Origin of the sequence: Allosphingosinicella sp. (assembly GCF_036387215.1) — a bacterium.
Taxonomy (GTDB): Bacteria; Pseudomonadota; Alphaproteobacteria; order Sphingomonadales; family Sphingomonadaceae; genus Allosphingosinicella.
This window is the reverse complement of sequence record NZ_DASVUE010000297.1, coordinates 1-20,212: the sequence shown is the minus strand read 5'-3', so window position 1 is coordinate 20,212 and position 20,212 is coordinate 1. Positions and strand designations below refer to the sequence as shown.

The following is a 20,212-nucleotide window of genomic DNA, read 5'->3' as shown; positions in this document are numbered from 1 at the left end:
GCGCGCGGGTTCGCGAGGCCTTCCGGAAGATCGCCCGCGCCCACGAGGTCCGCTAGATACGGCAGCATCGCTGGGTCGCAGGTCTCGACGAACCAGTTGCGGTAGAGGCCGGCAATATCCCGCTCCACAACGGAGCGCGCCTCTTCCAGCGCCGCGGTGAGCGCCTCCAGCTGCAGCCCGTTGGCCCGGTCGCGCCGCCGGTAGAGTTCCGGGAGCAGGCGGTAGACGAGCGGCTTGCCGGTCACTGCCGCACTTCGATTTCGATGCCGCCGATCACGAGCAGCTCGGCCCCGTGCAGCCGGCCGCCCCGGACATCGGGCCGGGCCCGCCTCGCGACCAGACGGTCCATGCCCCCATCCGCTTCGCCGCGCCGATGGAGCGCGAGGACCGAGGCGACGGCGACCGGCTGCACCTGCCCGGCAATCTCGACCAGATCCTCCGGACGCACATCCTTCCCGATCGCATCGCGATCGCTTCCGAACGCCCTGAACAAGGCCGCGAACACCGCCCTTTCGGCCGCGACCGGGTCGGCGCCGGCGAGCGGCTCGATCGCCAGCCGAACGTCGAACGTCGCCCATTCCGCCGGCAGGACGTGAAGCTCCAGCTGCCCTGCCCGCCGCGCCTTGAGCGCATCGAAGACCGCGCTCCGGATCGACGTCGATTCCTCCGCGGAAGCCGACGCGTTCGCGGCGCAGGTGACGCAGATGACCCGCCTCCCCGGAGCCGCCTCCACCACCTCGACCAGCGCCGCTTTCACTCCCGGCGTCTCCGTCGCAGCAGCGCGGTAATCCTCGGCGGTGACGAGGCGATCGAAGCGGCGCAGGCGGCGCGGCGCCCGTTCCCTGAGGGCCTCGATCGTTTCCGCATCGGAGCCGTCGGCTGCGGCAACGGGGTTGGTGACGGCGCGGATGCCGGGGAGGTTCTTCCGGAGCGCGATCAGGCTTCCGGCCGGAACGTTGCCGCAGCTGCCCGCTCCGGCGCGGTAGCTTGCGGTCACGTTCTCGCTGCCGGTCGGCAGGCGCGCGCCGCCGGCGCCGTCGCCGAAGCTCAGGATCGCGGCGCCGGTCTCATCGGCGGACAGGGCATAGACTCGCCTCGCGGCGCGGGCGGGGGCTTCAAACCGCCTTTCCTTCCAGCGCGTGCCCGATGCGGCGGCGGGCGCACCGACGGAGCCGAACCGGATCCCCTTGTTGGCGCTGCCGTCCACCTCCACCTCGATGACCGGTTCCGCATCGCCGCCGCCGGGGCGGGCGAGGTAGGTCAGCGGCCCGCGGCTCAGCCGGAAATGCTGGGATGCGCGCGCGCTCGAGCCGCTCCCCAGCACCTCGCCGACAACGCTCTGACCGTGGGTCGCAAGCGCGAGGTTCGCGCAGACGCGGCAGGCGGCGGAGTCGTAAAGGGCGGTGAGCGGAGCGTCGAACGTGACGGCCGTGGTGCCCGCTTCCTCGGCGACGTTGGCGATCCGGGCGACCTCGGTCACCGGTTTCTGGTCCGAGCGGGCCGCCTGCCAGAGGATCCGGACCCTGGCGGCGGCGCCCGGGCCGAGCGGATCCGTGACGATGGCGGCATCATCGGCCGCCACGCGGCGGCGGGCGTCCCCCGCGGCAAAGATCCAGTGCCGGGCGCCGCCGGGCGCCGGGCAGGCGACGACCTCCCAGATCGGAACCGCGGTCACGCGCACCGGCGCGGCGGCCTCGTCCGACATGCGATCGATCTGCCAGGCCTGATCGCGGTCGCGGACCAGCCAGGCCGCGCCGGGCTCGACCACCGTCACCGTCCAGTCGGGCGAGAGCGGAGGGCCGCCGTTCGCCAGTGCCTCCTTGAGGCCGGGGGGAAGCAGGTTCTGGTCGAGGAAAGGCGCTGCGCCGGGAGCATGCCCGACCACGCCCGCGGCCCCGGAACCGTCCCGAGGCTCGAGGATCACAGCGGCGGCGCGAGGGCCCGACACCTGCAGCCATCGTCCCGGCAAGAGGCCGCCATGGCTTCCGGACAGGCGGAGCGCGGCGCCTGCCACCGGCGAAAAATCGATCGCGTTGCCGGTGAACGCCGCCGCCGGGCACTCGCCCGCATGGACGACGGCCGTGCGCGGATCGAAGGACGGGAGCCGCGGCTCCGGATCCACGACCAGCCGGGTGACGGTGGCCTGCTTTCCGAACCCTCTTCGAAGCAGGATGTCGCCGTCGCTGAGCCGGTAGACGGGAGGATCGGCGCTGGTCCTGTCCCCGTTCGGCTGCACGACCAGCGCGCTGCCCGGCGCGATGCGGTCGAGCGTGCGATCGAGGACGAGCTCCGAGCCGGAATTGGTGAAATCGGGCCATTCGGTGTTGAGCACCGGGCCGGGCGGGAAGACGCCGAACAGCGCCTCCCGGCTTGCCCACAGCGATGCCGGCGGTCCGGCGGCGGCCCATACCAGCTGGCTGACCTCGAGGGTCGCGCCGGGGCGCAGCCGGAACACCCGCCCCGCCCCGCCGCTCGACAGCTCGCGCACCTCCCAGACCGGGCCGGGTCCGGACTCCGGCAGCAACTCCGCCCGAAGCCGCTCGTCGAGATCGATCCCGAAGCGCAGGAACCGCTCCCGAAGCTCCTGCCCCACCGGATCGGCGGCGGCCGGATCGATGAGGTGGGCGCCGGTCTCGAACAGGAGGAGGTCCTGCAGGTCCGCAAGCCGCCAGTCCGGAGCGCCGGCGGGGCTGACATGCACGCCGGCCGGAGTGGCCGCGGCGATGACGTCCCCGAAGGCCGCGATCGAGCTTACCGGCGCGACGGGCGGTCCCGCGGCGGAGCGGAACGGCTCCCAGCGCCGCATTCCGTCCGAGCCGACGAACACACCTGCAGTGGTTCCGAGGAAGATCCGGCTGCCCTCCCGGTCGCGGGCCGCGCAGGTGACGGCCGCACCAAGCGGCAGGGGCGGATGCAGCCGCTTCCAGTCGGAGCTGTTCAGCCCCGTTGCGAACAGCCCCTGGTCGGTCACCGCGGCGAGGCGGCCGTCGAGCTCGACCATGGACGTGACGGTTACCGCGGCGGTGCCGCTTTCCTCGCTCTCGCCGGGGAAGTCGCCGCCGTTGAACGGGCGCCACCAGAGCCCGTTCGAGGGCATCACGAAGACGCCCTTGTCGGTCCCGGCGTAAAGGCAGGGCGATCCGTCGTCGCCGCCCGCGGCAAGGACGAGCGCCCTGATCGGCGTCGTCAGCGGCCATTGACCGAGCCACACGGGGTGCTTCCGGATGAGGTGGAGGGATTCGAGCAGATGGCGGCCGGGCGGGGGGGTGCGGGGCAGCCGGACCCCCTGCGGCAGCGCAGTCCAGCTATCGCCGCCGTCGGCGGAGGCGAGCACCGATCCGCTGCCGGTCCCGGCATAGAGCCTGCCGTCTTCGCCCCGCAGCAGCGAATGGACGTCGTGCCGGCCCGGCGGCAGCGGAAGGGCGCTCCAATCCCCTCCGTCGGAGGAGCCGAACAACCCCCTGTCGGTCCCGGCGAGGAGAACGCCTTCGCCGGGCAGAAGGACCCGCACTTTGCCGGGCGGAGCGGCCGCGGCCGCGCTCCGCCAATCTGCCCGCGACTTGAGACGAAGGATCCCGCCGGCGCGAACGCCGAGCGCTTCTTTCGTCGCCGCCGGGACGTCGCTCCAGGCCGCCGCGCTGCGCCCGAACAGACCGGCCGAGCGCGTGAAAAGCGTGGCTCCTTCCACCGGCCGAGGCCATTGCCCCGGGGAGGAGGGAATTCCGTCGCGCCAGGTGACGAGGGTGCAGCCCCGCCTTCGATCGATCTGCACCGCGTCTATGACGACGAACCAGCTGGAACCGCCCGCCGCGCGGAGCAGCAGGCCGGCACCCGCCTTCGCGCCGGTGTCCGTCCCGGACAGGAGCAGGCTTCGGCAGCCGGGCCACAGAAGCGGCTTGTGCGGCCTCGAAGCAACCGCCGCGGGAATGGCGTTCCAGGCCGACCGCAGCTCCACCTCATCGCTGCATTCGAAGATCACGGGAGGCGCGCCAGGCTCGGGCGCGTTCTGCACCGCGATCGGGTTCGAGCGATCGATCATCAGCCGATCGGGCCTCCCGGCCGCGCCCATCAGCTGAAAGGCCAGATGAGTCCGCGCCGAAGTGGCGGGGCGCCTGCGCGCGCCCACCGCACCGGCCAGATGCAGCACCGACAGGGGCTCTTCGGCCGTCCCCAGATATCCTTCGTTGGCGATCCGCTCCTGATAGAAAGTGAGGATGTCGCAGACGCGCGCCCACGCACCCATCAGCGCGGTCGTGAAATCCCCCGGGGCCTCGGCGTTGAACCCCTGAAGCCGCGGGTCGCGCCTCACCGAGCGGATCATCCCCGACAGGAAGCTGCGATAGGTCCCCGCCCGATAGGCCAGGGCAGCGGGGCCGCGTCCCCGTCTCACCCGTCGGCCCGGTGGACGAGCGTCACCCGGTCGGGGTCGATCCTGACGATTTCATGCTGCGCGGGTTCGGTCGTCCCGCCGAACCGGATGAGGCGCGCTTGTGCGACGCCGGGTACGGACTGAGCCGTCTCGATCAGGCGCGCCGGCACCAGGCGTTCGCCAAGACCCAGCCGGATATCCCGGGCGAGGCTTGCCCGCACCGCATCCGCGACCCGCCGGCGAAGGTGCGTGTCCGGAATATGAAGCTCCATCTCGATGTCGGGGGCCACGTAGGAGGCCCCGCGGACCTCCAGCTCGTCCCCGATCAGACGGAGCGGGGCCAGATGCGCCTGCACTCGCTCCACGAAGCCGTGCCGCACCGGCCGCCCGTCCTGCCGCGCCACGAATATCGTGACGCCGTCCATCTCCCCGTCCCTTCCCCGCCGGGCGAAAGCGGCTCCGACCCCCGGCACCCGGAGAGCAGCAGCGGCATAGTCTGCTTCGGTAACGCAGCGGCAGCCCTCCCCGCTTCCCACCACGGCCGCCGCCCGGGCGTGCTCGATCGTCTCCGGATCCGCACCTCCGGCGGCTGCCATCGGATTGCGGACGGCGATGATGCGCTCGTTGGGGTTCGCCATTCGGACGACCGTGCCCGGGCCGACATTGCCCCGCGCGCCTCCGCCGATCCGGTACCGCAGCCGGTAGCGCCAGTCGGAGCCTGGACGGCGGCCATTGACGCCGTCGCCGAAGCGCAGCCGGATCCGGCCGCCATGCTCGTGCTCGACCGCGAAGCGCCGGTCCTCGGGACCGGCGTGGATGAGGTCTCGAGCCCCGAGCCACGGCAAGCGCGTGCGAGCATGTCTCCCGAGCGGCGGATCGAGCGTCTCATGCAGTTCGACGGCGGGTTCGGCCTCATCCGGGCGCTGCACAAGCGCTGCCGCCGCCGAGCAGCGGATCGCCTGTTCGTGGCGGTAGGGCGCCGCATAAGCGAGTTGCGCGCCTTGGATGGAGACATTGCCGCCCGGCACCGCTCCGTCGGGGACGAACTGCTCGACCGTGCGGCCCTGGTCGGCGAGCACGATGTTGCCGAGCGCTGCCCAGGGACCGGACGAAGGCGCACCTGCGGGGACTTCATCGCCTTCGTGCCACGAAACGCGGGTGGAGCGAGCCCCCTGTTCCACCCGCGTCAGCCTAACCGGATGACACCATGCCTCCTGCTCGTGCCGCAGGATCAGCACCATGCCCACCGCCAATCGCGGCAGCACCCCTTCGAGCTCGGCCGACAGGTCGCCTGCCTGAAGCCTGTGCTGCGCCAGCCGGATCCGGTTGTGGCCACGGGTCAGCATCGCCGCATGCATGGTCTCGAACAGGTCGTCGTGATCGCCCGTGTGACAATGGCCGGGGGTCCCCTCTTCCACCGTTGCGCCGGTCGCCACCGCCGTCCCGCGCGGCACCCGAACCCTCTCGGCCGCCGTATGAAGCTGCACCCACACCCGCGCGTTGCACCCCTCGCCAAGCCGGTAGCCGAGCAGCCGCGCGTGCCGGGCCACGGAGACGCGCCGACGGGCAGTCGCCAGATAGGCCTCGGTCGCAACCGCGTCCTGATAGTAGCTGAGCTGATCGGCGGCGTAGGCCAGCGCCTCCACCATCGCGAGATCCTGGCTCGGCACGTCCTCGGCGAGGTCGCGGCCCAGCTTCACTGCCAGATGGTCCAGCATCAGCCGGCGAAAACTGGAATAATCCTTCGCAAGATAATGCAGGTCTTCGGCTTCGGCATCGGCGGGCGCGAGGAGGCGTGCGGCCTCCGTCACCAGACCAGCCTCGCCTTGTGCGCCTGCTGCGACCTTGCATCCATGTAGCTGATCGTCACGCGCACCGTGCCGTCGCTCGAATGGACGTCGACGCTCCGGACGTGGATCGACGGATCCACCCATTGCCGAAGCGCGCTTTGCACCAGCGCCTCCACCGCAGTGGTGATCTCACCCTTCCCGTTCGTGAAGGTAAGACTGCGAAGCGAGCAGCCGAAATCGGGGCGATTGACGCGTTCTCCAGGCTCGACGAAGACGATCTGCTCCAGCAGCTGCTCGACATAATCCGGGGTCGATACACGGGCGGTCTGGCCGTTGGCGCCGATCGAATAGGGAAAGGCGGCGTGGCCGTTCACAGGATCGGCGCGCCGTCGATCGTTCCGCCGCCCTCGATGGCGAGGCCGCCGACGATATCCACCGCGCCCTCGATGGCGACCGCACCGACCACGTCGATCGCCCCCTCCACCGCGATCGCGCCGGTGATGTTCGCCTCCGCCACCACGGCCAGCGCGTCCGCGGTGATCGCCATCGCTTCCGGCACGAGCGAGATCGAGGAGGTCGGGCAGGCAATCTCGATGCTTTCCCCGGTCATGCTGACCACCGATTCCGGCACAGTCATGGTGATCGCAGCGGGCGCGATGCTGATCAGGGATTCGGGCACGGTCGCGGTGATGTTCGCGGGCACCATGTTGAGCTCCGCCTCCGGAATGGAGAGCGTGATGCTTCCCGGCGTCATCTTGATCGTCGATTCCGGGCAGAGGATGGTGATCCCGGTCGAATCGAACGTCATCGTCAGCGGGATCGCAACGGCGGTCGGCATGCATTTGAGACTGAAGCCGCCGATCTCCGGCAGATCGTTCAGCACCATCGTGATGTTCTCGGTCTTGAACACCTTCACTTCGGGAAGCGGCGGCTCCGGCACGTGAAGGATGTCGAGCGGACCCCAGAAGCAGCCGGCCCAGATCGGATAGTTCGGGTCTCCGCCTTCGAACTCAATCCAGACGTTCGCGCCGATCGGAGGGATGGCGTAGAAGCCGACGTTCCTGCCCGCATAGGGCGTGCAGGGGAGCGCCCAGTTTTCCAGCGACCCGGGCACGGCCGGCACGAAGGCCTTGATCCGGCCCTGGAAAAGCTCATCGAGATTGTCGATCACCTTGCCGCGATACTTGCCGACGAACTGCCGCGCGGGAGCGGTGTGGATCCTCGCGGTCGAGCTCATGCCGCAACCCTCGAGATCGTGCTTCCGGTGCCTTCGCGAGCGAGCGTGAAGGCCTGCTTGTAGCTGCCGCGGGAGAGCGAATGCGTGACGGTGGAGACGCGGTAGCGCCCGTCATAGCTTCGCCCCGCCCCGCGGACGTCGACCAGCCCCGGCGCATCGAGCACCGCGCCGTAGCGCAGCGTGTCGAGCTCGCCCCGGGCGGTGACCACCTGATCGGTCGAGACGTCGGTCTGCGCCTGCGCATCGACGAAAGCCTGGGCATATCCGTAGCGGGGATCGGTGAAGAGGTTGCGGCGCTGGAGGAGCCCGATCGGGTTGAACGCGGGATTGGTCGCAAGCGCCGGCGAACGCGTGGTCTCGAAGGTCGCAAGCGGCAGGTCCAGTTCGGTGATCGTGTCCTGGACCATTCCGTAGAGCTGCACCGGTGCGAGGGAATCGAGTTGGAAGCTGATCTTCTCGACGTTGGTGGAAGGGCCGAGGTCGATCGACAGCGCCGACGCAACTCCGCCGCTGTTGAGCGGAGGCCCCCAATAAGCGATGTTGGTGAGCGGCTCCGGCCCCGGCCTCACGTAGAAACGGTAGCCGTAGGGGGCGGCCAGGCTGTGCAGGTAGGCGCGGTCGGTGGCGTTCTGCTGCGGCGTCCGCTGAAGCACGATCGGGATGAGATCGGCGGGCGTCGAACTCACATGCGCGAAGATCCCGATCATCGCATATTTCTCCAGCACCGCCGCCGCGATGATCGAATCCCCCATCTGCGGATATTCGAGCGACAGCTCGATCCGATCCATGAGGATGCTCACGTCCTCGCCCGTGACGGTGAGCGTCGAGGCTGAGAACTGCTTGTCGTGCGCAAGCTCCTGATGGGTGATGAAGCCGTCGATCAGAATCTTGAAGCCGCCGTCCAGACGGACGCCGACCAGCACCCGGTTCCAGGGCTGGAGCAGACCGCCGCCCAGCAGTGCGAAATCCTCGCTGAGGCCGAGCGCTCGATCGGCATTGAAGCGAAGCTGGAAAGCGCTTGCGGATTCGGAGTTGCAGGTGATCTCGACGCTTTGCAGCTTCTCGGTAACCCAGGCAGGCGCGGGCGTCGGGATCATCTCCCCAAGCCAGAGCTCGAGCTTGATCGAAGCGGGCGCCGTCATTGGGAATTCCCGCCGAAGCCGATCGCGGGGATGAGCAGCAATTCTCCAGCTCCGAGGAGGTCCAGAGGGTTCATTGCCGCGTTTGCATCGGCGATGCGCCAGAATTGCAGCGGATCCCCCATCTGGCGCGCCGCAATCCTGTCCAGCCGGTCGCCGTCTTCGACGATGACGGCGCGGTCGTTGGGCCCCGGCTCAGGCTGCGGCAGGAACCTCCGTTTGAGGTACATGACGGTCCCGTCCCTCGTGACGTGCTCCGCCTGCGGGACCGAGTGATAGCGGCTGGTGCGGTCGATCATCGCCAGCCCCCTACATCGCTGCCGGATCGGCGCCGATGGCACGCGGCGCGGTCGGCGCCTGTGCAGCCAGCGCGTTCAGCCCCTGCTGGTAGGTCATGAACTCGAAATATTCGCGATTGCCGCCGTCGAGGTCCGAATAGGTGAGCACGCGCATCGCGATGGTGACCTTCGCGTAGATCGGGTTCAGGCGCGTGTCGAATAGCTCCTCGGAAATCTCGTAGCTGTTGATCCTCACCGGCAGGACGCGCTTGTCGCCCCAGACGAACAGGGTTCGCGGCGCGGTCAGCGGCGATACCTCCATGACCCCGCCGGCGAGTTGCGCCTGGGTCTGGTTAACCTGGTTCAGCGAGGGATAGACGAGGAGTTCGAGGGCGGCGAGCTGCGGGAGAGCGCCCAGCTTCGTCGCCGCCGGGTCGCCGTCCTGAAGCTGGTCGGTGACGTCGATCTCGATCTCGACGGTGATCGTCTGGACAGGTGCGCCGGTGAACCGCACGGCCTCCGACCGGTCGCCCTCCTCGCCCCCCACCTGCTGCGGCTGAAGCGTCCGGCGCAGCGATGCCGGATTGTAGTAGAAGGAGACGACGCTCGGCGTGGGATTCGCTGCATCCACAGAGACGAAAGCGCCCTTCAGGGTGCGGGGGCCGCGGGCTCTAGAGGTCACGCGCCACCCGCGCATCGCTTCGGCTTCCGACTGCCGTCACGGCCTTGAAGGAGAGCAACGTCACTCCCGATTATCCTTTTCGCCCCGCCGCGCCATCGGCTTCGCATGATCGGGAAACGTGCGCTCGTGCGGGAGGAAGTAGCCGAGCATCCGCTCCATGAACCCCGGTGCCGGCTCGGTCTCCTGAAGCCGCTCCAGCTTGCGGTTGTGCTCTTCCGCCGGCAGGACCTGCGCGGCGGAGAATTCCTCGGGAAAAGCCCCGTGGAGGTTTCTGACGGCCTCGGAAGCGACCACTCCGATCGCATCCGGATTTCCCTTCGGATTGCCGCCCACATCCTTGTGCGTGGCGTTGGGAACGATGATGTGGCTCGATGCCGTTTCGGCGCTTGCCGGCGGCATGTTCGCCTGGCGGAACGGGGCACGCTTGTCTCCGCCTGCCAGATAGTGCTGCGCGTGCTGCACATTCCCCGGGAGTGAGGCGCGCGGATCTTCATATTCGACGTTCGCCTGTCCGCCCTCTCCGTCGCGGACGTTCATCCTTCCGTCCCCCATGTGCGGCACGCTGTCGAACACGGTGAAGCTGTGCACGGGCACACCCGGCGGGCGCACCTGCTCGCCGCTGTCGGGGCAGACGAGGCCCTTTTCGTGCAGCTCCTGAGCCAGCAGCAGGGCGTTTCCAGCGCCGCGGCTGTGCGAGCTGATGTGCACCCGGTCGTCGCCTTCTCGGTAAGCCTTCACGAGGTGGCGCTTCGCGTCGTCGAGCCGCTCCTTCTGCCCCTCGTCGGTCTGCAGCGCCCCGCCGAAGAACCGCTCCACGAAGGAGTGCTGGCTGGCACCCGGTCCGCCGATGAGATGCGACGTCCCCTGATAGGCAGCTCCCGTGGAAGTGACGCTGGACGATGCCGATTGCTCCACTCCGCTGCCTTGGAAGCCGACATGGATGCGCCGCCGCTGTTCATAGACGTGGCGGCGAGGTGCGTTGATGCTGGTCCTGCGGGCCGGAGAGTTGATGGCCAGGGAGCCGACGTGGTATCCGCGGGCGCCGCCCGAACCCTGCGCCGACGGCACTGCGCGTGCCGTTGCCGCCCCGCTGGCGTTGCCGAGCCGGCGTGCCGTCGTGTGGGCGATCCGGGTCAGCATGGCCGGGCTCTCTCAGCCATCAGCGCCCGCACCCGCAGGACGTTCGAACCGGCACCTCCTGCCAAGCCGATCATTCCCATCCCCTCGTCTCCGTGTCGGTCAGCGTTCGCTCGAGCTTGGCATATTCGATCAGAGCCGCGGCGTGGACGTCGCGCATGGTCACTCCTCCGCTATGGGCCGCAGCGAAGAAGGCGGCGTTCAGAGCGATGTTGCGGATGCTGCCGCCAGTGATGTTGAGCTGCGCCAGCCGCTCGAAATCGAGAGCTTCGAGCGGCGTGCGCGGCGGGAACACCCGCTCCCATATCCGTTGCCGCGCCGGAGCATCCGGGAAGGGGAACTGCACGATGAAACGCAGGCGCCGCAGGAACGCCTGGTCGATGCTGTCCTTGAGGTTGGTCGTGAGGATTGCGAGACCGCGATAGCTCTCGAGGCGCTGCAACAGGTAGCTCACCTCGATATTGGCGTGGCGGTCGTGGCTGTCCTTTACCTCGCTGCGCTTGCCGAACAGCGCATCGGCTTCGTCGAAAAGCAGGATCGCCCCGCCCGCTTCGGCAGCATCGAACACGCGCCGCAGGTTCTTTTCGGTCTCGCCGATATATTTGTTTACGACGGCGCTGAGATCGACGCGGTAGAGGTCGAGCTCAAGCTCGGTCGCCAGCATCTCGGCGGCAAGCGTCTTCCCGGTGCCGCTGGGGCCGGCGAAGAGCGCGGAGATGCCGAGCCCGCGCCCGCCCTGCGCGGCAAATCCCCACTCGCCATAGACCGTCGGACGGAACTTCACCTGGTCGAGGATCGCCTCGACCGTTTCGCGCTCGCGTTTCGGGAGTACAAGCGCGTCGCGGTCCACCGAGGGCTCGATACGCTCGATCACCTCCTCGATACGGGTCCGGGCCTGGACTCGGCAGCTGTCCCACAGGGCCTGCGCCAGATCGTGAGAACCGATGTCCGGACCCTCCCGGGAAAGCCCCGCCAGCGCCGCCGCTCCCGCCGAATGAATACCGGAGGCGGTGAGGTCGAACTGATAGGCCAGGGATTGCAGATCCGGATGCTCGCCGACCCCGGCCTTGGCCAGCATGTCGCTCCAGATCGAGATCTGTTCCTCCAGCTCGGGCTTGCCGATCTCGTAGGACACCATCGGGCGGCGGCCCTGCGGACGCCGCGCTTCGGCCGAGAGGATGACCGGGCCGAAAGCGCGGTCGATGAAGCCCTCCAGCCGCCGGTCTCGGGAGGGATCGGCGCCCGGCGGATCGTCGCATGTGACCATCAGTACGATTCCCGCGAGCAGCGCTTCCCGGTCGAGCAGCCGCTGCACCAGCTCCAGGGCTTCCGGCGTTTCGGGAAGATCCTGTGCCCGGACCTCCAGTAGGTCCCTGCCGGCAATTGCCGCCGCATGAGCCGCAACGTCACGCCGGGCCGAGGAGTCGGCGCCGCACAATTGAACGATGGGGCGGGGTTCCTCGCCGGTGCCGGCGGCCCAGATCGCCGCCACTCGCTCTGCAGCGAGGCGTTGAGAGGGTACGATCTCCCCGCCGGCCGTTCCGATTTCCGCGATGCCGCGCAGTCGCTCGTCGAGATAGGGAAGACCCGTCAGCAGATGCAGTATCCGCTCGTCCACCCTGAGCGCGCTGCCGACGAGGGACGGCCCCCCGGCCACCTCGATCAGCCTCCAGAAGCGAAGCGGCGCCGTCGGCAACAGCGCGCTCCAATGCGCGTCGGGCAGAACGGCCAGTGCGAGGCCGAAGCTCGGTGGGGCGCCGCCCTGCACGCGCGCCACGGCAGCGGCGCAATCCGCGTCGAGCTCGATCCCCGCGCACATCAGCAGAATGTCGTTCTCGAATTGGGAGAGTCCGAAGGTCTCGCGAAGAAAGTCCGACCAGGGAAAATCCCCGGTGCCTCGGACGGGCGGCTCGCCAGGCGCCTCAGCACGTTCGTCGGATCGATCGAGGAGGTCGGCGATCCGGTGCAGGTCCGCGGCAAGGCCCGGCTGCCCAAGCGGCTCGTGCACCGTCACAGCCAGGCTTCCTCGGGCGGCTGGACGGGCGGCGCCCGCCTCGCCCTCGGCGCCACGTCGGCATCGAGCAGAACCGGCGAAGCGACATATTGGAGCGAGGGCCGGTGCGCGATCTGGAAGAAGACCGTCCAGAGCTTGGTCAGCTCCTCCAGCGACAGATATTCCGGAGTGAGCTTCACCCATTCGCGCTGCTCCGCGAGGTTCGACCTAGCGAGATAGGGAAAGGAGCCGCCCGGCCGCACCATCCGCCGCAGATCGTCCGGCAGCAATGCCGGAACCGCATGCAGCATGGTGCAGACCTTCCCGAGCATCATCTCGGTCTCGAGCCGGTCCTCGCCGGAAAAGGCGATGAGATAATGAAGGTCGACCGCCACCCGCGGCTGCCTTTCAAGCACGCCCTCGCGGTTGCGCATCGGCAGGTCGTGATTGCGCAGCTGCGCGTTCGGCGTGAGGTGGTAGAGGTAGAGGCTCACCTCCCGTTCGCCGGGAGCCGAGGTGCGCGGCGGCCCCACCCGCACCGTCACTCCTCCGACCGCCTCCTGGGTGGCGGCCTGGACGATCTCGTGGATCGCGGCGGTGATCACCGCGATGCTGAGATAGTTGCTCATGGCTCCCGCTGCCGTTCGACATAGTCGGCAAGCGCGAGCGACGGGCGCGCACGAGCGGAACGGCGGCGCGGCGCCGGCGGCGGATTGCGTTTGGCCGGCTTCGCGCGTTGCGGGCAGGGATCGGGAGGGGTTGATGCGTGCTTGCTCTCGTCCGGCCGGGCGGCCGGTTTGCGGCGCTTGCGAGCCTTGCCCGCTGAGCAACCGGCCGAAGCCGGCGTTGCGGCAGGCTCCGACCGCGTGCGGGCGGGTGCCGCGGTCAAAAATCCGAACGGGTCGGAAGCCTCCGCAGCAGCGGAAGCGCGGGAGCCTGACAGCGGCTGGATCTCGCTGCGGTGGCCGAGCGAATGCCTTGCAAGCAGGCGGAACAAACCCATCCGCCCTACCCGATGGAATCGAGATAATATTGCCGCCGCGACGGGCTCATCGCCAGGATGTCCGCCTCCCGCCAGCCATAGGCCTGGGCGATGGCGACGACGTCGGCAAGGATCTGCTTGGCCTTGCGCTCGAGCTCCGCCCACAGGAAAGCCGTGATGTCGAGGGTGGCCGGCCAGACATGTTCGCAGGCCGCGCAGGCCAGCGGAATGGCAAGCTCCGCGAGCCGGTCCCGATCCGCCAGCTCGTCGGCGATCCGCCGTACCACCTCCGCCGGAAGCTCGGCGGCGGCCGCGGGCGCGCCGCAATATGCCGCCTCCAGGATTGCTCGCTCGGCCAGCTTGTCTCTGGCCGGAGCCTCGCCTCCACACTTCGCCGCCTGCGCAAGATCCTGGCTGTCCAGCAAGCGGCAGCGGGCGCCGTAATCCCCCGCCGCAATGTCGAATTCACGCTCCGCGGGCGAGGAATATCCGTCCAGCAGCTCGTCGATCCTCTGCTCGAATTCAAGCGGCTCGCCGCATTTTGGGCAGGTCACGACCGCCTGGATAACGGGCCCGATCACTTCCTGTCGCAGCGCCAGCAGCCGGGCATTGCGCTCTCCGATGCTGAGCGCGGCGAGCTCGGCCGGATCCGCTTCCGGAAACGACGGAGCAAGCGCGACGAGCGCCTTGTTCCACGCGGGCCGGTTGCTGCCCGCCTCCCAGATGCCCACGACGTCCGCCGCCGCCAGCGAGGCCATGGCTTAGCTCGCCGGAAGCAGGAAGCTGGGCTCCTCGGGCTCGGTGACCGCAGTGTCGCGCTCCCAGCCCTCATTCTCCAGCTTCAGCACCGCGATCGCCACCGAATTTGCATTCGCATCCAGTTCCGGGAGCGCGATGAATTCCGACGGCCAGCAGCGATAGATATTGTACGCAATCACCTTCTGGCCGGCTTCGTTATACACTTCCAGGATCACGTCCTTGCGGAAGTCCTTCAGCGACACGTCCTGGTTACCGGACCCGCCCTGCTGATCGTCGATCGTGGAATTGTGGTAATCCCAGACCTTGTTCGCCCATTGCTCGAAGGCGAGGTCGTGGGTCACGCCCCGCTCAAGCGTGATGGCCGAGAATTCGCTCTGCCCGGGCATCCGCCGCGGCGTCGTCGGGTCGCCGCCGGCGCGGTGGGTGATCACCTGCGTGCTTCGGGTCAGCGCGCTGACCTTCGACACCCCGGCCACATATTTCCCGTCCCACTTCAGTCGGAACTTGAACGTGCGGTAGGGATCGTAGCGATAGGTCGCCTTGGGAAATTCGGTGTTTGCCATGGTACGTTTCCCGTCCTTTTAAGTGCGCGCGCTCAGGCGGCGGCGGTTCCGGCGGTCTGCTGGATCTGGAGAACCACGAACTCGGCCGGTTTGACCGGAGCGATGTTCACGACGATGTTGACGATCCCGGCCGCGATCATGTCCTGCGTCGTGGTCTCCCCGTCGCACTTCACATGATAGCTGTAGAGCGCGCCCTGCCGCGCCAGGCCCGCGAGGAAGGTGTTCACGCTGAGCCGGAGCGAAGACCAGAGGGCCTCATCGTTCGGCTCGTGCACCGCCCATTCGGTGCCTCGCTTCAGCGTCTCCTCGATGAACAGGGTCAGGCGACGGACGCTCACATATTTGTAATCGTCCTCGAACTGATCAGCGCCGCGCAAGGTACGCGATCCCCAGACCACCGGCCCGATAATCGGGAAGGTGCGCAGGCAGTTGATCCCGATCGGGTTCAGCTGGCCGTGCTCGTCGTCGTTAAGCGAGACTTCGAGCTTGCGCACGTTGGCGAGGCCGGCGTCCACGCCTGCGGGCGCCTTCCAGACGCCACGGCCGACATCGGTCGCCGCCATCACGCCGGCGACGGCGCCCGACGGCGCGAACAACGCCAGCTGCGATTTCATCAGGATGTCTTCCTTCCACAGGCGCGGGAAATAGACGGCCGCGTTCCGCGCAACCTCCATCCCGTCCCTGTTCTCGCCGGAGATGCCGACATCCTGCGGATCGATCTGCGAGAGCAGTCCCTGGACCGCCTTGTTCTTCCAGGCGACCGGCGGATCGACGATGTAGAAGGCCCTCCGGTCGGTGCAGAGCTGCGCCGCCGCCTGACAGACGACTTGGTCCAGATCCTGTTCGCTCTCCGGCACATCGGCGAAGATCCGCCGATCCGGTGGGATCGACAGCAGGTTGAAGATGTCGGCTTTGTTGAGGAGGTAGATGCCGGTCTTCCTGCCTGCATCGCCGAGGTAGGTGGGGGTGCTCAGATAGCCGCCGTCGTCCCCGCCGATCCCTTGTGCGGCGCCGCCGTCGCCCGGGGGAATGGCGGAAAGCCGGTCGACCCGCGCCAGGTTCGATTGGGCGTGCAGCACCCGGTCGATCCGGTTCGGATAGGGCTCCTTGCCGTCGGCCTTGACGGACAGGTTGAGATAGCGCTCGCTCGAAATCGGACGGCCCCGCGCATCGTTCAGCGTCAGCGTCAGATTGAAGAGGTCCGCGGCTTCGAGGCCATATTCCTTGAACGGCTTGGCGGTGAGGTCGTTAATCCCCTTCGTGTCCGCCTTCGCGACCAGCCGATTGCCCCACCTGCCGGGATTGGCCGCCACCAGCGACAGCGGCGGAGCGAAGGTGAGAGCGCTCGTCGGCTTGAAGTCGAGCTTGGCCTCCGGAAGGAAATAGACGACGTTGTTCGCGTCGACGTAACGGACGACATATTCGGTCGCGTCACCGTCGACGGTGAAGCTGTCGCCGATGTCGACCGTGCCGCTGGACGCAGGTCCGGTTCCGTACGTGAAGCTGTTCGAGCCCGATTTCCCTCCGCTCTTGATCGACATGTTCTGCGGCGGCACCCGCTGAAAGCTGGGCGCGCAACAGAGGCAGAAGGCCTCGGGATCGACCGGATCCCCCGTGAGGCTGGCGAAGGTGAGGCTCGCGGCCGGGTTCTTGGCGTCGGCTGGCCTGAAGCCCGTGACGACGTAGAGGTCCGGATCGTCGCCGATCGAGAAGAGGTCTCCGGGCCGGGCCTCGCCAACACCCTGGATCAGCGACAGCGTGCCGGTCGAAACGGCCGTGCCCGGATCGAAGCTTTCGATCTCCCAGTCGGTCGGCATCGGCAGCGCGACCGGATCGCTGATGCTGACGCTGCCCAGCACCACCCCCGGCTTCGGCGTCACCGTCAGGGTGACCTGCAGCGCCTCAGGATCGGTGCCCTTCACCACCGGCTCAGCAATGATGGTATAGACGGTGGGGTCTTTCGCGAAGACGAGACGCTGGCCGAGCTCCGGCAGCCCGGTGCCTTTGGTGAGCGTCACGGCATTCCCGGAGACGGAGTCGACGCTCCAGCCGCTGGGGGCCGGACCGTGCGCGAAGGCAAGCGGAGTGCACTTCCTGAACGCCCGCGCCAGCGGCGGCGCAATCGTCACCGAGGCGGCGATCTTCTTGGCCGGATTCGCCGGGGTGAAGCCCGTCACCACATAGGTCTGGCTGGTGTCGCCGTTGAGGTAGAGCTTCATGCCGACATCGGGCTCGCCCTCCGACTTGTCGTCGGGCGGCGAGACCTGGATCTGGGCTGCTCCCTTGGCGGCGCCTGCAAAAACCAGCCAATGTTCCGGAAGCATCGGCTCCGCGCCTGCGAAGTTGAGCCGGGCGGCGCCGTCGCCGACTACTGGTTCGAACAGCCGCGCGAGCAGCGCCTCCGATCCGCCGTTGTCGAAGAAGTCCTTGACCGCGTAGCTCAGCGGGTAATCGAACGTCAGGCCGCCGTAGCGGCGGGTGAAGTCGCCGTAGCTGGAGATCATCAGCGGCTCGTCGACCGGCCCCATCGGCGCCCGGCCGACAAAGGCGGCGATGCTGGTTGCAACGGGCGTGATCATCCGCTCGCCGCTTGCGAGCTCTTCGATGTAGACACCCGGATATGTGAGGTGAACCGGCATGGACAATCCTCGTCTGTCTTCCGCCTCGGCTGAGCCGACGCAGGTGATTGCTAGTCGTGGTGGTGTTCAACCGGAGGCTGCGGCCTCAGGCGATCCTCGAGCCGGCGGCCCGGCTCCCCGGCCGGGCCTCAGCCGTCGCGGATTTGCTCGACGCTGCCCCAGAAGGTGACCTCGGCGGTCGCCTCGCCCGCAAGGAGGGTACTCCGCGCCGCCGCTATGGCGGAGGCAAAGCTCGCATAGGTGGACAACATGTCGCCCGCCGCGCCCGCCAGCGTCCCGGCCGCAGTACCGACAGCGGTCTCATAATCGGTGAGCGCCGAGGCGACCGCGCTCCTCATCGTGTAGTAGAGAAACGCATTATGGCGTTCCGAGTCCGGGTTGGTCCGGTCGCTATAATGATCGACGGCGGCCTTGACTGCGGATCGGAGTGCGACCTCGGCGCTCGCAAGATTGAACTCATATTGCTTGAGCGCCCTTGACCAGACTTTCTGCTGGGTCTCGAAAGCAGTCAACTGCGTGAGTTCCACCCCATCATAGACGAACTGCGCATCCTCGATATCGAGATTTCGCTGCGCAATGCTCTGTTCGATATGCGGGTAGCGTGGCCCGCCTTTTTCTTCGGCACTCTCCAGCGGCGGCCCGGCAAGACGGTCCAGTATTCCGGAGACCTGCACTTCCAGGAGAGCAGGAACCTTTCGGAACTCCTTCGTGGCATCCACTGCCTTTTGAAGAGCGTCAGAAACAAGATCATCCCGTCTTATATCCGTTATGGATGATTTGGTGCGATCTCCCCGCTTCGAGAGCGTGGACTGCTGTGTCTTTGTCGATGCTTCGTTCGTCTCTGCCATTTGTACGGCTCCTTCAGAATAGATGGACCAGAACCATCCGATTTAGATAAATGCTCTGCCGAAGACTGTGGGGAGTCAATGCGCATTCAGGCGCTGATGAGGAACCCCAACTGAAGAGGGGCGAAACCGTGATTTACCGGCTTTATCTATGTTAAGTCGCTATTCTTGCTCAATATTCGTCACGGCCTTTTCCGCGACGGCTAGAAGACCCGATTCTGGAAAAACGTCCCAGATCGGGAAGCTTCGTCGGCGCGGGTTGTCGGGCTCGAGCGGTTGGAATGCGCCGGCAGCGCCAGTCCGAAGCTCTTTGGCCCCCGAGTCTCGCAGGTCACTCCTCGGCGGGGACCGGGACCGGCGGGGACGGTTCGTCGCCGCTTTCGAGCACTTCTTCCTTGTCCTCGTGGAGGTAAAGGCGTCGCACCAGCACCAGCACGACGATGGTGAGTGGGGTCGCCAGGAGGACGCCCGGCACGCCGAAAAGGATGCCGGCGGCGATGATGCCGAAGATCGTGACTGCCGGGGGAAGGTCCACCATGCGGTTCTGGAGGAGCGGCATGACGAGGTTGCCCTGGATCTGCTGAACGGCAATCAGCACTCCGATCGTCCACAATCCGGTGTCGGTGCCCTGGCCGAAGCCGAGGACGATCGCCGGGATGCCGGCCACCAGGATGCCGAGATAGGGCACGAACTCGGCAAGCCCGGCGACAAGGCCGATCGCCCATGCGGCCGGCACTCCGGCCAGCCATAGCCCCAGACCCGTAGCGACGCCGACGAACAGCATCCCGAGCGCCTGCCCCTTAAGCCAGTTGCGGAGCGAGACGGAGATTGCGTCGAGGGTCTCGGCGGCGGGGCCTCGGGCGGCGGTAGGGATCAGTCGAAGCAGACCTACGCCGTAAAGCGTCGGCTGCGCTGCCAGGTAGAGGCCGCCGATGAGCACGATTGCAAGCCCCGATAGGGCTCCGCCGACCGCGGCGAGCGCCGTCGTCGCGGCGGTCACGACTGTCTGGCCGCTCGGCGCGAGCCCCTGCGCGCGCTCCATGATCGCGGCTCCCACGGGCGAGGCCGCCATGCGCTGCTGGACGCTCGCCCAGGCCGACGGCAGGCGGGAGGCGAGCTCGGCGAACTCACCCTGCAGCGTCGCCCCGAAAAACCAGATCGAACCGCCGATCAGCGCCAGCAGGCCGAGCACCGCGATCCCGAGCGAAACCCCGAACGGCAATCTCGTGCGGCGCCTGATCGCGTCGGTGATCGTGAGCAGGATCAGCGACACGAGCGCGCAGGCGAAGAGCAGCAGGAGGAGGTCCACCAGCAGCCAGAGCACGTAGGCCGCGGCGACGGTGGCAAGCACCACGGCGGTTGCCCTGAAGACGCGCTTCTCGAGCGTGTCGCGGCCCATCGGCCCCGGCGCTTCGTCGCGCGCGACCAGTTCGGATTGTTCGGTAAAGCTCATCGGGTGCGGGACGTCCGCCCGCCCCGATGGTTCCCGGCGGGGCTCAGCCCTTCCTCGCGACGCCGACCAGCGCCGGGCGAAGCAGCCGGTCCTTGATCATGTAGCCGGGCTGCATCTCCTGGACGATCGTTCCCGGCTCTGCCTCGGCGCTCGGAAGCTCGAGCATCGCCTGGTGCCGGTTCGGATCGAGCGGCTGGCCCATCGCTTCGATCTTCGTGATCCCGTTGCGGCTGAACACCGACTCCAGCTCGCGGCCAGTCGCCTCGATGCCGGCGATCAGCGCCTTCAGCCGCTCGTCCTGCCGCAGGTCCTCGGGGAAGGAGGACAAGGCCCGGTCGAGATTGTC

The 20,212-nt window shown here is 67.8% G+C and carries 17 protein-coding genes; all 17 read right to left on the bottom strand.

Annotated elements, in window-relative coordinates:
- Positions 1 to 245: hypothetical protein (locus tag VF662_RS12145; RefSeq protein ID WP_464141530.1), on the bottom strand; the 245-nt coding region annotated here is incomplete at its 3' end.
- Positions 242 to 4,390 (bottom strand): hypothetical protein, encoded by a 4,149-nt coding sequence (locus VF662_RS12140; protein WP_464141528.1) that lies wholly within the window; start codon positions 4,388 to 4,390, stop codon positions 242 to 244. The genes VF662_RS12140 and VF662_RS12145, both read right to left, overlap by 4 nt.
- Positions 4,387 to 6,180 carry a baseplate J/gp47 family protein gene (locus tag VF662_RS12135; RefSeq protein WP_464141526.1) on the bottom strand — a complete coding sequence of 598 codons (1,794 nt, stop codon included), beginning with the start codon at positions 6,178 to 6,180 and terminating at the stop codon, positions 4,387 to 4,389. Before VF662_RS12135 ends, VF662_RS12140 begins: the two co-directional genes overlap by 4 nt.
- The gene (locus tag VF662_RS12130) at positions 6,177 to 6,533 is read right to left on the bottom strand and encodes a GPW/gp25 family protein (RefSeq protein WP_464141524.1); all 357 of its coding nucleotides are present in this window, start codon (positions 6,531 to 6,533) and stop codon (positions 6,177 to 6,179) included. Before VF662_RS12130 ends, VF662_RS12135 begins: the two co-directional genes overlap by 4 nt.
- Positions 6,530 to 7,396 (bottom strand): phage baseplate assembly protein V, encoded by an 867-nt coding sequence (locus tag VF662_RS12125; RefSeq protein ID WP_464141522.1) that lies wholly within the window; start codon positions 7,394 to 7,396, stop codon positions 6,530 to 6,532. Before VF662_RS12125 ends, VF662_RS12130 begins: the two co-directional genes overlap by 4 nt.
- Positions 7,393 to 8,538, bottom strand: coding sequence for a hypothetical protein (locus VF662_RS12120; protein ID WP_464141518.1), 1,146 nt, complete (start codon positions 8,536 to 8,538; stop codon positions 7,393 to 7,395). The genes VF662_RS12125 and VF662_RS12120 overlap by 4 nt, the downstream gene beginning before the upstream one ends.
- On the bottom strand, positions 8,535 to 8,834 hold the full coding sequence (locus VF662_RS12115; protein ID WP_464141516.1) for a LysM peptidoglycan-binding domain-containing protein: 300 nt from the start codon (positions 8,832 to 8,834) through the stop codon (positions 8,535 to 8,537). The genes VF662_RS12120 and VF662_RS12115 overlap by 4 nt, the downstream gene beginning before the upstream one ends.
- Before the next feature lie 10 nt (positions 8,835 to 8,844).
- On the bottom strand, positions 8,845 to 9,444 hold the full coding sequence (locus VF662_RS12110) for a hypothetical protein (protein WP_464141513.1): 600 nt from the start codon (positions 9,442 to 9,444) through the stop codon (positions 8,845 to 8,847).
- 111 nt (positions 9,445 to 9,555) lie between these two features.
- Complete coding sequence (locus VF662_RS12105) at positions 9,556 to 10,635, bottom strand: hypothetical protein (RefSeq protein WP_464141510.1); 1,080 nt, start codon at positions 10,633 to 10,635, stop codon at positions 9,556 to 9,558.
- 70 nt (positions 10,636 to 10,705) lie between these two features.
- Complete coding sequence (locus tag VF662_RS12100) at positions 10,706 to 12,646, bottom strand: ATP-binding protein (protein ID WP_464141507.1); 1,941 nt, start codon at positions 12,644 to 12,646, stop codon at positions 10,706 to 10,708.
- Positions 12,643 to 13,254, bottom strand: coding sequence for a Pvc16 family protein (locus VF662_RS12095; RefSeq protein ID WP_464141505.1), 612 nt, complete (start codon positions 13,252 to 13,254; stop codon positions 12,643 to 12,645). Before VF662_RS12095 ends, VF662_RS12100 begins: the two co-directional genes overlap by 4 nt.
- A gap of 379 nt (positions 13,255 to 13,633) precedes the next feature.
- Entirely contained in the window at positions 13,634 to 14,365 is a 732-nt protein-coding gene (locus VF662_RS12090) for a hypothetical protein (RefSeq protein WP_464141502.1), read from the bottom strand.
- Positions 14,366 to 14,368: 3 nt separating this feature from the next.
- Positions 14,369 to 14,929: a phage tail protein gene (locus VF662_RS12085; RefSeq protein ID WP_464141498.1), complete on the bottom strand. Its 561-nt coding sequence runs from the start codon at positions 14,927 to 14,929 to the stop codon at positions 14,369 to 14,371.
- Positions 14,930 to 14,961: 32 nt separating this feature from the next.
- The gene (locus VF662_RS12080; RefSeq protein WP_464141496.1) at positions 14,962 to 17,568 is read right to left on the bottom strand and encodes a phage tail sheath family protein; all 2,607 of its coding nucleotides are present in this window, start codon (positions 17,566 to 17,568) and stop codon (positions 14,962 to 14,964) included.
- A 128-nt stretch (positions 17,569 to 17,696) separates the two neighbouring features.
- Positions 17,697 to 18,416: a hypothetical protein gene (locus VF662_RS12075; RefSeq protein ID WP_464141494.1), complete on the bottom strand. Its 720-nt coding sequence runs from the start codon at positions 18,414 to 18,416 to the stop codon at positions 17,697 to 17,699.
- Positions 18,417 to 18,744: 328 nt separating this feature from the next.
- Positions 18,745 to 19,866, bottom strand: coding sequence for an AI-2E family transporter (locus tag VF662_RS12070; RefSeq protein WP_464141492.1), 1,122 nt, complete (start codon positions 19,864 to 19,866; stop codon positions 18,745 to 18,747).
- A gap of 43 nt (positions 19,867 to 19,909) precedes the next feature.
- Positions 19,910 to 20,212 (bottom strand): nucleotide exchange factor GrpE (locus VF662_RS12065; RefSeq protein ID WP_464141490.1); only part of this gene is annotated, 303 nt, incomplete at its 5' end.

Excerpts from the sequence above, each read along its gene's own strand:
- VF662_RS12125 (WP_464141522.1), bottom strand. The coding sequence starts at position 7,396 with ATGAGCTCGACCGCGAGGATCCACACCGCTCCCGCGCGGCAGTTCGTC.
- VF662_RS12120 (WP_464141518.1), bottom strand. The coding sequence starts at position 8,538 with ATGACGGCGCCCGCTTCGATCAAGCTCGAGCTCTGGCTTGGGGAGATG.
- VF662_RS12115 (WP_464141516.1), bottom strand. The coding sequence starts at position 8,834 with ATGATCGACCGCACCAGCCGCTATCACTCGGTCCCGCAGGCGGAGCAC.
- VF662_RS12105 (WP_464141510.1), bottom strand. The coding sequence starts at position 10,635 with ATGCTGACCCGGATCGCCCACACGACGGCACGCCGGCTCGGCAACGCC.
- VF662_RS12095 (WP_464141505.1), bottom strand. The coding sequence starts at position 13,254 with ATGAGCAACTATCTCAGCATCGCGGTGATCACCGCCGCGATCCACGAG.
- VF662_RS12090 (WP_464141502.1), bottom strand. The coding sequence starts at position 14,365 with ATGGCCTCGCTGGCGGCGGCGGACGTCGTGGGCATCTGGGAGGCGGGC.
- VF662_RS12085 (WP_464141498.1), bottom strand. The coding sequence starts at position 14,929 with ATGGCAAACACCGAATTTCCCAAGGCGACCTATCGCTACGATCCCTAC.
- VF662_RS12080 (WP_464141496.1), bottom strand. The coding sequence starts at position 17,568 with ATGCCGGTTCACCTCACATATCCGGGTGTCTACATCGAAGAGCTCGCA.
- VF662_RS12075 (WP_464141494.1), bottom strand. The coding sequence starts at position 18,416 with ATGGCAGAGACGAACGAAGCATCGACAAAGACACAGCAGTCCACGCTC.
- VF662_RS12070 (WP_464141492.1), bottom strand. The coding sequence starts at position 19,866 with ATGAGCTTTACCGAACAATCCGAACTGGTCGCGCGCGACGAAGCGCCG.